Below are 12,809 nucleotides of genomic sequence, written 5' to 3'. Positions count from 1 at the left end.
CGCGACCAGCCCCCACGACCCGCCGCCGCACAACAACACTGCGCCCCCCGAACAGAGCGCCTACCTCCCGTTGACCTCGTGCGCGATCCGATCCCCGATCTCCTTGTCGATGTTGCGCCAGTACTGCACAGCACGCTCCACCACCGGCCGCGTAACCCCCTGCTTCAGGTGCCCGCTGACATTGGAGACCAGCCGCCCGCGGGCCGCATCGTCCAGCACCTGCCGAACCATCGTCCCCGGCTGGCCGAAGTCGTCGTCCTCGCGGTGCAGCTTGTACGCCTCCCGCACCATCTCCCCCGCCGCCTGCCACCCGGCGACATCACCGAACTGCTGGACCGCCGCGGCCGGACCGCCGTACGAGTTGGGCGCGTACGGAGCACCCGTGCGGGCGGGCTCGTACCGCATCGGGCCGTCCTTCGCGTACGAGTTGACCGCCGAGCGGGGCCGGTTCGGCGGCAGCTGCGCATAGTTGGGGCCGATGCGATAACGGTGCGTGTCCGGGTACGAGAAGAGCCGGCCGAGCAGCATCTTGTCCGGCGACGGACCGATGCCCGGCACCAGGTTGGACGGCTCGAACGCGGCCTGCTCGATATGGATGAAGTAGTCCTCGGGGTTCTCGTTGAGGGTCATCCGGCCGACCTCGATCAGCGGGTAGTCGCCGTGCGGCCACACCTTGGTCAGGTCGAACGGGTTGAACCGGTAGTCGGGGGCGTCCTCGAACGGCATCACCTGCACATGGACCGTCCAGGACGGGTGCTCGCCGCGCTGGATCGCCTCGAACAGATCGCGGCGGTGGCAGTCGGCGTCCTCGCCCGCGAGCCGGTCGGCGTCCGCCTGGGTGAGGAAGTCGATGCCCTGGTCGGTCTTGATGTGGTACTTGACCCAGAACTTCTCGCCGCCGCCGTTGACCCACATATAGGTGTGGGAGGAGTACCCGTTCATGTTGCGGTACGTCTTCGGGATGCCCCGGTCGCCCATCAGCCACGTCACCATGTGCGCGCTTTCGGGGGAGAGGGTCCAGAAGTCCCACTGCATGTTGTTGTCACGCAGCCCGTTGTCCGGGCGGCGCTTCTGGGAGCGGATGAAGTCCTGGAACTTCTGTGGATCACGGACGAAGAAGACCGGCGTGTTGTTGCCGACCAGGTCGTAGTTGCCGTGCTCGGTGTAGAACTTCAGCGCGAAGCCGCGAGGGTCGCGCCAGGTGTCGGGGGAGCCGAGCTCACCCGCGACGGTCGAGAAGCGCGCCAGCATCTCGGTGCGCCTGCCGGGCTGGAACAGGCCGGCCTTGGTGAACTGGCTGACGTCATTGGTCACTTCGAAGGTGCCGTATGCGCCACTGCCCTTGGCGTGCACCACACGCTCCGGGACCCGCTCCCGGTTGAACTGGGCCATCTTCTCGATGAGGTAGTGGTCCTGGAGCAGGATGGGACCGTTGGACCCGATGGTCAGCGAGTGCTCGTCGCTCTCCACCGGGATCCCATGGTTGTCCGTGGTGTACGGAACCTGCTGGGGTGTCTGCGTCACGAGCGTCCTCCCGTCTTGCATGGGGGATCGGTCAGGTCGCTTCGCTCACGCCAGCCAGTCAACTCCGTCGTCGGGACAACGGCAACATTTGGATCTGGTCTAAGTCCGGTTCAGCTCGAACCAGACCACCTTCCCCGTGCTCAGCCGCGTCGCACCCCAGCGCCGGGCCAGCCGGTTCACCAGATACAACCCGCGTCCGCCCTCGTCCGTGGCCCGCGCCTGCCGCAGCCGCGGCAGCTGCGGCACATCGTCACCGACCTCGCAGCGCAGTACGTCGGTGCGCAGCAGCCGGAGCGTGATCGGCCGGGTCGCATAGCGCACGGCATTGGTCACGACCTCGCTGACCAGCAGCTCCACCGAGTCGGTGAGCTCCTCCATGTCCCAGCGGGCGAGTGCGCGCCGGGCCAGCCGCCGGGCCTTGCCGGGCGCCATCTCCTCCGGCTCCAGGAACCAGTACGCCACATCGTTGGGTGCGATCCCGTCGAAGCGGGCGGCGAGCAGCGCGATGTCGTCGTCCCGGTCGCCGGGGCCGAGCATGTCGAGCACCTCGTCGCAGAGCGCCTCCAGCGGCGGCGGATGGTCGGGCCCGGTCAGCTGCGCGGTCGCGGCGAGCTTCTCGCGCAGCTGCTCTATGCCGGTCCACACGTCCCGCAGCCGGGACTCGACCAGCCCGTCCGTATAGAGGAGCAGGGTCCCTCCGGCTGGCGCGTCCAGCTCTACGGCTTCGAAGTCGACGCCGCCGACACCGATGGGCGCGCCGGGCGGCACCCGCAGCACCTCCGCCCGACCGCCGAGATGCAGCAGCACGGGCGGCGGATGGCCGGCGTTGGCGATGGTGATGCGGTGCGACACCGGGTCGTAGACGGCGTACAGGCAGGTCGCCATGCGGTCGGTGCCCAGGCGCTGGGCCTGTTCGTCGAGGTGGTGCAGGACCTCCTGCGGCGGCAGGTCGAGCCCGGCGAGGGTCTGCGCCGTCGTGCGCAGCTGGCCCATGATCGCGGCGGAGGTCATGGAGTGCCCCATGACGTCGCCCACCACGAGCGCCACGCGGCTGCCCGGCAGCGGGATGGCGTCGTACCAGTCGCCGCCGACGCGTGCGGTCTCGGCGGCCGGGAGGTAGCGGGACGCCAGCCGTACGCCGGTGGCCTTGGGCAAGTTTTCGGGCAGCATGGTGCGCTGCAGCTCGTCGGCGATGTACGCCTCACGGCCGTACAGCACCGCCTTGTCGATGCCGAGCGCGCTGTGCGTGGCGAGCTGGGCGGCGACGAGGAGGTCGTCGGGCTCGAAGGCCATGCGTTCCGGGCGGCGCAGGAAGAGCGCGGCGCCGATGACCCGGCGCCGGCCGCGCAGCGGGGCGAGGATGGCGCGCTGGCCGCCGGGTACGGCCACGTCGTCGCCGAGGAGTTCGGGCAGCGCGGCGCGGGCCGCGGGGGCGTCGGCGAAGACCGGGCGCACGCCGCGCAGCACCTCGTTCAGCGCACCGCCGGGCAGTACCTCGCACAGGTCCGCGCCGGCCGGCGTGAGATCCGTCGGCTCGGCCTGCGGCACGGGCGCGAAACCGCCCTCGGTGTCCCGCTCCTCCGGGATCCGGTCGGTACGGCGCAGCCGCAGCACCACCGGGCCGGTGGGCCGCTCGTCGCCGACCGGCAGCGGGTCGCGCAGATAGACCAGGATCGCGTCCGAGAACGTCGGTACGGTCGCCCGGCACAGCCCCATCACGATCTCGTCGAGGTCGATACCGCGGGCGATCCGCCGGGTCGCGGCGCCGACGAAGCGCAGCCGGTCCCCGTCCCGCCGCATCGGCGTGGGCCGGCCGGGTGCCACCCCCTGGCCGGTACGGCGGTCCTGGCGGGACATGTCGTCTTCGGTGCCGTGCTGAACAGCGACCCCCTCGGGAACGGGCCGCGGACGGTGGTGATCCGGCTCGACGGCTGCGGGCTGGGAGTGCTCCGTGTCACCGACAGGCGTGCCCGCGGGCGGCGTCTCGCCGGTGCGGGCCTGTGCCGGTAAGGCGGAGGCGCGCGCCCCCGCGCCGGGGGTACGCAGGAGCGCCCCGCGGGGGTCCGTGGGGCCGGCGCCGGTCTCAGGGCGCTCGAAGGAGGTCGGCTGCTCCGTCACGCGTGTCGAATCCGTCCGTCCGGGGCCATGACTGCGCGCCAGGCGCGCAATGCGTCCCGCCGAAATGCCGATACCCGGAATACGTGCCCCAGGAACGGAATTCCCGCGTGATGAAAGGCTGTTCCTGTGCCACCGGCGGACGGACCATGGTCCGTACCGGTGTTGCCCTCGTACCCCTCGCTCACGTCCTGCCGCCCCTCGGTGACGTATGGTCAGGCCCGGCGCATGTGCCGGGAGTTACTGCTGTAAATCACTTGTGGAGGACGATCCTACGGTTGTGGCCCGGGGGCGCATCAAGGGTCTCATGTGGACACGTGCGCGGGCGTGCAGTGCCAGTCCTCCGGCAGTGACGGTACAGCCCACGACGGATCCGGGCGCCAGTGCTGCCAGCCGTCCGAGAACGGCGGCCCCCAGGCGCGGATCGTCTCCACCGCGGCCCGGCCCGCCGCCCGTACCCGCTCGGCGCCTTCGGCGTCCATCAGTCCGTCCCGCTGGGCCTGCGCGAACTCGTCCTCGTCCCGCCAGTGCCAACTGCGGTCCGGGTGGACGGAGATGTCCAGAAAGTGGTCCTCGGAGTCCACCCCGCCGTCCCAACGCGCCAGCGGCTCTTCGAGGTTGACGTACCAGTTCTTGAACCGCCAGCCCGGCTCCCAGAACAGCCACACCGACCAGGGCTCGCCCGGCCGCGCCAGCTTCAGCACACCGGTGCCGAACCAGCGGTCGCGCTGTACGGTCCGCGGCTTGGTGTAGCGCGACCGCAGCGGCTCCTGGTGGACGGGAGTCCCGTCCGCGAGCACCGGCCTGACACACTCGGTGCCGGGCGCCAGCCAGACGGCGAGGACGTCCGCGTCGTCCCGGACGACGGTCACGGGGCGGGCGATGTGGAAGCGGTCGCCGGCGTTCTCCCGGTAGCGCCACAGGATCCGGCTCCCGGGCGCCCAGAAGGCCGTCGTACCGTCCGCTTCCACTCGTCTCACCGCTCCGTCGTCTGGCATGCACAGATATTAGGTGTCACAGGCATACGACGCTGCGGTGCGCGTCACGGTTCACGCGGGCGGAACCTTTGGTTACGGGTGCGTCATGCGCAGCACGTCCAGCGCTTCGTCCAGCTGCTCCACGGTCAGGTCGCCCCGCTCCACATATCCGCTCTCCAGCACCACTTGACGGATCGTCTTCCGTTCCGCGAGCGCCTTCTTGGCGACCTTGGCGGCCTCCTCGTACCCGATGTACTTGTTCAGCGGGGTGACCACGGAGGGTGACGACTCGGCGTACTCGCGCGCCCGCTCCCGGTGCGCGACGATCCCGTCCACGGTCCGGTCGGCGAGCAGCCGGGAGGCGTTGGCCAGCAGGCGGATCGACTCCAACACGTTCTTGGCGATGACCGGCAGCATGACGTTCAGCTCGAAGTTCCCGGCGGCCCCGGCGGTGGCGACGGTGGCGTCATTGCCGATGACCTGGGCGCTGACCATGAGGACGGCTTCCGGAATGACCGGGTTGACCTTGCCCGGCATGATCGAGGACCCGGGCTGCAGGTCGGGCAGGCTGATCTCCGCGAGCCCGGTCCGCGGCCCGGACGCCATCCACCGCAGATCGTTGGCGATCTTCGTGAGCCCCACGGCGATGGTCCGCAGCTGCCCGCTCGTCTCCACGATCCCGTCCCGCGCGCCCTGCGCCTCGAAGTGGTCGCGGGCCTCGGTGAGCGGAAGCCCGGTCGCCCTCGCCACTTCCTCGATGACGGCGGCGGAGAAACCGGGCGGGGTGTTGATGCCGGTGCCGACGGCGGTGCCGCCGAGGGGCAGTTCGGCGAGGCGGGGGAGGGAGGCGTACAGCCGCTCGACGCCGTACCGGATCTGGGCGGCGTACCCGCCGAACTCCTGCCCCAGGGTCACGGGCGTGGCATCCATGAGATGCGTCCGCCCCGACTTCACGACATCGGCGAACTCCTCCGACTTGCGGGTGAGGGAGGCCGCGAGGTGTTCGAGGGCGGGGACGAGGTCGCGGGTGACGGCGGCGGTGGCGGCGATGTGGATGGAGGACGGGAAGACGTCATTGGACGACTGCGAGGCGTTGACGTGGTCGTTCGGATGCACGGCCTTGCCCAGCCGCTCACTCGCCAGCGTGGCGATGACCTCGTTGGTGTTCATGTTGGACGAGGTCCCCGAGCCGGTCTGGAACACGTCGACCGGGAAGTGCTTGTCCCACCGTCCCTCGGCGACCTCACGGGCCGCCTCCTGGACCGCCTCGGCGACGTCCTCGTCGAGCACCCCCAGCCGCGCGTTGACCTTCGCCGCGGCCCCCTTGATCCGCGCGAGCGCCTCGATGTGCGCGCGCTCGATGCGCTGCCCGGAGATGGGGAAGTTCTCGACGGCGCGCTGGGTCTGGGCCCGCCACTTGGCGTCCGCCGGGACGCGGACCTCGCCCATGGAGTCGTGCTCGATGCGGTAGTCGCTCATACCGGCTATAGCGATCGGGGGCGCCGCGATGTTCCGGGCCTGGGGCCGGGCGGCGACCCGGCTGCTCACCGGGCGAGCACGGAGTGATGGTCGGACAATGAAGGGTCGAGGGGGGATCCACCACCCCACAGGAGGCAGGACATGCGCCCCAACCTCAGGCGACTCGCCACGTTCGGGACCTGCCTGTTCGCAGCCGTCGCTCTCGGCGCCTCACACCCCGTGTCCGCCACCGACGGAGACGAGGACTTCACGCTCTACGCCAGGGAGGTCCCCGCCCAGGAGGACGGCGAGGGCGGACCGCCCAGCCTCGGAGACGCCTTCTCCTTCGCCGACGACCTCTATCGCACCAAGGGCGGCGAAAAGGTCGGCCGCGACGGCGTGACCTGCACGGTAGTCCGCCTCGGCAACCCGGCCGACCTTCAATGCACCGGCACGTTCGCAGTACCCGGCGGCCACCTCACCGGCCAGGCCCTCATGCAGTTCGACCCGACGCAGGAGTCCGAGGAACTGCCCACCTTCGACATCGCCATCACCGGCGGAACCGGCGACTACGACGAGGCACGCGGCTCCATCCACGCAACCGACGACGGGGACTACCAGAAGCTGGAATTCCGAGTCAGGGACTGACCGGATCCTCAGCGCCTCCGGCGTTTGAGGGGCGGGGGAGCGCCGGGGTGCAGGGGGCGGAGCCCCGGTGGGGTCCAGGGGGACGGAGCCCGTGGCGGGGTGCAGGGGCGGAGCCCCGCGGGGGTCCAGGGGGAGCCCCTGCGGGGTGCAGGGGCAGGGCCCCGCGGGGGTCCAGGGGGAGCCCCTGCGGGGTGCAGGGGCAGGGCCCCGCGGGGGTCTAGGGGCGGTGCCCCGGTGGGGTCCAGGGGCAGAGGCTCGGCGGGGTGCAGGGGCGGAGCCCCGCGGGGGTTCAGGGGGCGGAGCCCCCTGGCGGGGTTGAAGGGGCGGAGCCCCTGGGGGATGGGACGGGTAGGGGCGGCGGGGGCGAGATTCTTCCCCGCCGCACCGGAGTCGCTACGCCAGCCCCGGTCCCCGCACGGGGATCGACGTGAATGTCGGCGCCGGCGCCGGGTCCTGGAAGAAGTCGTTGCCCTTGTCGTCGACGACGATGAACGCCGGGAAGTCCTCGACCTCGATCTTCCAGACGGCCTCCATGCCGAGCTCCTCGTACTCGACGACCTCGACCTTCTTGATGCAGTCCTGGGCGAGGCGGGCGGCCGGGCCGCCGATGGAGCCGAGGTAGAAGCCCCCGTGAGCGTCACATGCGTTGGTGACCTGCTGCGAACGGTTGCCCTTCGCCAGCATCACCTTGGACCCGCCCGCCGCCTGGAACTGCTCGACGTAGGAGTCCATGCGCCCGGCGGTGGTCGGCCCGAAGGACCCGGACGCGTACCCCTCGGGCGTCTTCGCCGGCCCCGCGTAGTACACCGGGTGGTCCTTCAGGTACTGCGGCATCTCCTCACCCGCGTCAAGCCGCTCCTTGATCTTGGCGTGCGCGATGTCACGGGCGACCACCAGCGGCCCGGTGAGCGAAAGCCGGGTCTTCACCGGGTACTTGGTCAGCTCGGCGAGAATGTCGTCCATCGGCTGGTTGAGGTCGATGCGCACCACGTCGGAGGCCTCGTCGAGATGCTCGTCCGTCGTCTCCGGCAGGAACCGCGCCGGGTCCGTCTCCAGCTGCTCCAGGAAAACACCCTCCGCGGTGATCTTCGCGACGGCCTGCCGGTCGGCCGAGCAGGACACGGCGATGGCGACCGGGCAGGACGCACCGTGCCGCGGCAGCCGCACCACCCGCACGTCATGGCAGAAGTACTTCCCCCCGAACTGCGCCCCGATCCCGATCTTCTGCGTCAGCTCGAAGACCTTCTCCTCCAGCTCCTTGTCCCGGAACCCGTGCCCGAGCGGCGAGCCCTCGGCCGGGATCTCGTCCAGGTAGTGCGCGGAGGCGTACTTGGCGGTCTTGAGGGCGTACTCCGCGCTCGTACCACCCACCACGATCGCCAGGTGGTACGGCGGACAGGCGGCCGTACCCAGCGAACGGATCTTCTCCTCCAGGAACTTCATCATGGAGGCCTCGTTCAGGACGGCCTTCGTCTCCTGGTAGAGGAACGACTTGTTGGCGGAGCCGCCGCCCTTCGCCATGAACAGGAACTTGTAGGCGCCGCCGTCGGTGGCGTACAGCTCGATCTGGGCGGGGAGGTTCGACCCGGTGTTCTTCTCGTCCCACATGGTGAGCGGAGCCATCTGCGAGTACCGCAGGTTGAGGTTCAGGTACGCGTCGTAGATGCCGCGGGAGAGTGCCTCTTCGTCGCCCCCCTCGGTCAGCACGTTCTGCCCGCGCTTGCCCATCACGATCGCCGTACCGGTGTCCTGGCACATCGGCAGCACGCCCGCCGCCGCGATGTTCGCGTTCTTCAGCAGGTCCAGGGCCACGAACTTGTCGTTGCCGGACGCCTCGGGGTCGTCGATGATGCGCCGCAGCTGGGCGAGGTGCGCGGGCCGCAGATAGTGCTGGATGTCGTGGATGGCCTCCTCGGCGAGCTTGCGCAGCGCCTGAGGCTCGACCTTGAGGAAGGTGCGCCCGTCGGCCTCGAAGGTGGAGACACCCTCTGAGGTCACCAGCCGGTAGGGGGTGGTGTCCTCTCCCATGGGGAGCAGATCGGTGTACGCGAACTCAGGCATGTCGCCCATTCCTCACTCGACAGACGCGACGGCTGACCTCCATCGGCAGCGCCCACCAGCGTAGAACCTGCGTCGGAGGCAGAGCTTGTGAGGTAATCCTCAGTTGGGGTAGTCGCGATCTATCGCGTTTGGGTACGCTGCTGTCGTGGACCTTCAGAAGCACACCGCGCCCGCGCAGAACGCGCCCGCCGCCACCGAGCTCCGTGCCTCCGACGCCGACCGCGACCGGGTCGCGGACATCCTGCGCGAGGCGCTCGCCGAGGGCCGCCTCACCGCCGACGAGCACGCCGAGCGGGTCGAGGGCGTGCTGGCCGCCAAGACCGTGGGCGAGCTGGACGTCTTCATCCAGGACCTGCCCGCCGCCCACCAGCGCCGGGCGGCCCCGGCCGCCGCCCCCAACCGCCCCACCGCCGGCGCCATCCCGGTCGACCCCGATGACAACGTGGTCGCGGTGTTCAGCAGCGCCGTCCGCAAGGGCCGCTGGCGCGCGGGCCGCCGTATCCATGCGTACGCGATCTTCGGCTGCGTGGAGATAGACCTCAGTGAGGCCCTCTTCGAGTACCAGCAGGTCGTGATCAAGGCCATCTCGGTCTTCGGCACCGTCGAGGTCCGCGTCCCGGAGAACGTGTCGCTGCGCGGCACCGGCGGCGGTGTCCTCGGCAACTTCGAGGTGGACACGCTGGATTCGACGGAATCGCAGGCGCCGGTCGTCTACGTCGACGGCTGGGCCGTCCTCGGCAACATCGAGGCAAGGCCCAAGCGGGGCAAGCTGGTTGCCGACATCCTCGACCGGGTCCACCGCAAGGTCGACAAGGGTTTGCGCAAACATCTGGATCATTGACGGTTGTGAACCGGCGCCTGATCCAAGGGGATTCGATCAGTCTCCGGCGCCGCACGGCATCGCGCACGAAGCGCCGTATTCCAGCGGTTCGGAACACAGTGCATAGGCGTGCGCACAGCGGGTATCCCTTGCTGCATCGTCTCTCGCTCGCGAAGCCGTCGTCAGGAGTAGACCGTGCTGCAACCGCCGCATTCGTCCCTGCAGGTAGCTGCCGCTCCGGCGCCGCGGGTGCCAGTGCGAGACAGGGACCAAGACGCGCCTTGGCACACCGAGGCGGTGTGCCGGCGCGACGAGGCCGGCCTGTTCTTCGCCCCCTCCAAGGAACCCACCGCCGCACGCCTCTCCCGCGAGGAGGCCGCCAAGCGCGTCTGCGCCCGCTGCCCCGTCATGGTCGAGTGCCGCGAGCACGCACTGCTGCAACCCGAGCCCTACGGCGTCTGGGGCGGCCTCACCGCCGCCGAACGCCGCGTGGTCCTGGCAAGGCGCCGCCGCCGCGACATGGAACTCAAGAAGGCAGCAAGGACAACAACGGACCGCATAGCCCAGGCAGGCTGAGCAACAAAGAGGGGCGCCCCCACCGCACCGGGGGCGCCCTTTCTGGCTCCGGGGAGTCAGCCGACCTATAGGGGCGCGGGGAACTGCGCGACCAGCCACAGCGCACCCGCACCCGCGAACGCTCCAAAGCCCCCCGAGCTATTTGGCCCGATCGAAGTCAATCGCGCTATAAGCCCGCAGCTTGCTCAACCGATGCTCAGAATCAATCCTCCGCACCGTCCCCGACTTCGACCGCATCACGATGGAATCAGTCGTCGCGTTCTCCGACCGATACCGCACCCCCCGCAGCAACTCCCCGTCCGTGATCCCCGTCGCCACAAAGAACACGTTCTCCCCGGACACCAGGTCGTCGGTCATCAGCACCCGGTCCAGGTCATGCCCCGCATCCACCGCCCGCCGCCGCTCCTCGTCATCCTTGGGCCACAACTTGCCCTGAATGGTCCCCCCGAGGCACTTCACCGCACAGGCCGAGATGATCCCCTCCGGCGTACCGCCGATACCGAGCAGCATGTCGACCCCGGTGCCCTCACGCAGCGCGTAGATCGACCCCGCGACATCCCCGTCCGAGATCAGCTTGATCCGCGCACCGGCGTCCCGGATCTCCTTGATGATCCCCTCGTGCCGCGGCCGGTCCAGGATGACCACGGTCACATCCTCCGGCGTGGACCGCTTCGCCTTGGCGACCCGGCGGATGTTCACCGAGACGGGCGCGTCGATGTCCACGAAGTCGGCCGCCTCGGGCCCGGTGACCAGCTTGTCCATGTAGAAGACGGCGGACGGGTCGAACATCGAGCCGCGATCCGCGGCGGCGAGCACGGCGATCGCGTTCGGCATGCCCTTGGCGGTCAGCGTGGTCCCGTCGATCGGGTCGACGGCGATGTCGCACTCGGGTCCGGTCCCGTCACCGACGCGCTCCCCGTTGAAGAGCATCGGGGCCTCGTCCTTCTCACCCTCGCCGATGACGACGACGCCGTTCATCGACACGGTGGAGACGAGGGTCCGCATGGCGCGCACGGCCGCACCGTCGGCGCCGTTCTTGTCGCCGCGCCCGACCCAGCGGCCGGCGGCCATCGCCGCGGCTTCGGTGACCCTGACGAGTTCCAGGGCGAGGTTGCGGTCGGGGGCCTCGGAGGGGACTTCGAGTTCGGACGGCAGATGATGATGATTCTCGGTCATCGACACGCACCTTTCTGATACGACGACGGCCGGATGAGGGTATGGCGACGACTCTATCGCCCGACCGACAGAATGAGCAGGGGACCCCACGGATGAGCAGGCCAGGGCACCTGCGACGATAGGGGGCGTGGCAGGTTCGAACGGAAAGCAGAAGACGGTCCGGGACATGGTTCTCTCCCTGGGCCTGATCGGGATCATGGCGGGGGTCATCTACCTCTTCATCCCGCACGACGACTCGGAGCCCGACCTCAAGCGGGTGGACTACCGCGTCGAGCTGCTCACGGCACGTCGTGCGGCGGCGTACCCGGTGGTCGCGCCGGAGGGCCTGCCGAAGACCTGGAAGGCGACCTCCGTCCGCTTCCAGGGGGACGAGTTCGACACCTGGCATCTCGGCTTCCACACTCCCGACGGTGAGTACGTGCAGGTCGAGCAGTCGACTCAGAAGCCGTCGGAGTTCATCGACGACGCCACGCAGGGCTCGGAGGCCGCGGACAAGAAGCAGGAGATCGGCGGCCGGACCTGGACCCGGTACACCGGCGGCCGGTACGACGCGCTCGTGCACCAGGCCGACGGGGCGACGACCGTGGTGGCGGGCACGGGCTCGTTCGAGCTGCTGACGGAGATGGCGCAGGCGCTCAAGACGAAGTGAACGTACGAAGGCCCCCGGCGGTGGTGATGCCGGGGGCCTTCGTCATGTCTGGGATGTCTGCACGACGTCTGCCGTGCCGTCCGTCAGACGGTGGTGATGACCTGCTCGTACGGCAGTCGCGGGGAGCGCGGGAACCAGGCGTCGTCGCCCGGCTTGCCGATGTTGACGACCATCAGCGGGGTGTGGTCGTCGTCCAGGAACTCCTTGCGGACGCCCTCGAAGTCCAGGCCGGTCATGGGGCCTGCGGCCAGACCGGCGGCGCGGACGCCGATGATGAAGTACGCGGCCTGGAGGGCGGCGTTGAGACCGGCGGCACCCTCACGAGCGGCGCGCTCGGCGAAGAAGACGTCCTTGGCCTGCGGGAAGTGCGGGAAGAGCTCGGGCAGCTCCTCGTGGAACTCGTTGTCCGCGGCCAGGATCGCGACCAGCGGGGCGGTGGCCGTCTTCGGCTGGTTGCCCTCGGCCATGTGCTGCACCAGGCGCTCGCGGGCCTCGGCGGAGCGGACGAGGGTGACGCGCAGCGGGCTCTGGTTGAAGGCGGTCGGGCCGTACTTGACCAGGTCGTAGATCGCCTGGACCTGCTCGTCGGTCACCGGCTCGTCGGTGAAGGTGTTCGCGGTGCGGGCCTCGCGGAACAGCAGGTCCTGGGCGGCGGGGTCAAGAACGAGAGTCATACGTGAACCTTCTGGGTGTGTGCGTCGGCCCCGGAAGCGGACCGTGGACCGGTTGACGTTCTCGACGGTACGCGAGTGAAGTTCAACGTTCAACAAAAAGCGGGGCGTGGTGATCCGCTTCACAGTTCACC

Annotated in this window: 11 protein-coding genes; 4 read left to right on the top strand and 7 right to left on the bottom strand. The window is 69.6% G+C overall.

Annotated elements, in window-relative coordinates; translation table 11 throughout:
• Positions 1-60: 60 nt before the first annotated feature.
• From OG828_RS18620 to OG828_RS18605, 4 genes are all read right to left on the bottom strand, one after another.
• Entirely contained in the window at positions 61-1,524 is a 1,464-nt protein-coding gene (locus tag OG828_RS18620) for a catalase (RefSeq protein ID WP_328501759.1), read from the bottom strand.
• A gap of 99 nt (positions 1,525-1,623) precedes the next feature.
• Entirely contained in the window at positions 1,624-3,642 is a 2,019-nt protein-coding gene (locus OG828_RS18615) for a SpoIIE family protein phosphatase (RefSeq protein ID WP_328357727.1), read from the bottom strand.
• Between the two features lie 302 nt (positions 3,643-3,944).
• Positions 3,945-4,637 carry a cytidylyl-2-hydroxypropylphosphonate hydrolase gene (gene fomD / locus OG828_RS18610; protein ID WP_328501758.1) on the bottom strand — a complete coding sequence of 231 codons (693 nt, stop codon included), beginning with the start codon at positions 4,635-4,637 and terminating at the stop codon, positions 3,945-3,947.
• Between the two features lie 72 nt (positions 4,638-4,709).
• Positions 4,710-6,095 carry a class II fumarate hydratase gene (locus OG828_RS18605; RefSeq protein ID WP_328501757.1) on the bottom strand — a complete coding sequence of 462 codons (1,386 nt, stop codon included), beginning with the start codon at positions 6,093-6,095 and terminating at the stop codon, positions 4,710-4,712.
• Positions 6,096-6,236: 141 nt separating this feature from the next.
• Between OG828_RS18605 and OG828_RS18600 the strand changes: the two genes are divergently transcribed.
• Entirely contained in the window at positions 6,237-6,722 is a 486-nt protein-coding gene (locus OG828_RS18600; protein ID WP_328501756.1) for a hypothetical protein, read from the top strand.
• A 393-nt stretch (positions 6,723-7,115) separates the two neighbouring features.
• On the opposite strand, the gene OG828_RS18595 is transcribed toward OG828_RS18600, so the two are convergent.
• Positions 7,116-8,783: a fumarate hydratase gene (locus tag OG828_RS18595; protein ID WP_328501755.1), complete on the bottom strand. Its 1,668-nt coding sequence runs from the start codon at positions 8,781-8,783 to the stop codon at positions 7,116-7,118.
• A 145-nt stretch (positions 8,784-8,928) separates the two neighbouring features.
• Here OG828_RS18595 and OG828_RS18590 point away from each other — a divergent pair, with 145 nt between their 5' ends.
• A complete protein-coding gene (locus tag OG828_RS18590; RefSeq protein ID WP_328357715.1) occupies positions 8,929-9,624 on the top strand; it encodes a DUF1707 SHOCT-like domain-containing protein in 696 nt (231 codons plus the stop codon).
• A 174-nt stretch (positions 9,625-9,798) separates the two neighbouring features.
• Positions 9,799-10,179, top strand: a complete 381-nt coding sequence (locus OG828_RS18585; RefSeq protein WP_210577116.1) for a WhiB family transcriptional regulator — start codon at positions 9,799-9,801, stop codon at positions 10,177-10,179.
• A 138-nt stretch (positions 10,180-10,317) separates the two neighbouring features.
• On the opposite strand, the gene glpX is transcribed toward OG828_RS18585, so the two are convergent.
• Positions 10,318-11,355 (bottom strand): class II fructose-bisphosphatase, encoded by a 1,038-nt coding sequence (glpX, locus tag OG828_RS18580; RefSeq protein ID WP_328438754.1) that lies wholly within the window; start codon positions 11,353-11,355, stop codon positions 10,318-10,320.
• Positions 11,356-11,482: 127 nt separating this feature from the next.
• On the opposite strand from glpX, the gene OG828_RS18575 reads away from it, so the two are divergent.
• Positions 11,483-12,004, top strand: a complete 522-nt coding sequence (locus OG828_RS18575; protein ID WP_328357709.1) for a DUF4245 domain-containing protein — start codon at positions 11,483-11,485, stop codon at positions 12,002-12,004.
• An 83-nt stretch (positions 12,005-12,087) separates the two neighbouring features.
• Here OG828_RS18575 and OG828_RS18570 read toward each other — a convergent pair whose 3' ends face one another.
• A complete protein-coding gene (locus OG828_RS18570) occupies positions 12,088-12,678 on the bottom strand; it encodes a malonic semialdehyde reductase (protein WP_328357706.1) in 591 nt (196 codons plus the stop codon).
• Positions 12,679-12,809: the final 131 nt, after the last annotated feature.

This window comes from Streptomyces sp. NBC_00457, from assembly GCF_036014015.1.
In the GTDB taxonomy this organism is placed as follows: domain Bacteria; phylum Actinomycetota; class Actinomycetes; order Streptomycetales; family Streptomycetaceae; genus Streptomyces.
This window is presented reverse-complemented; position numbering and strand designations above follow the sequence as displayed.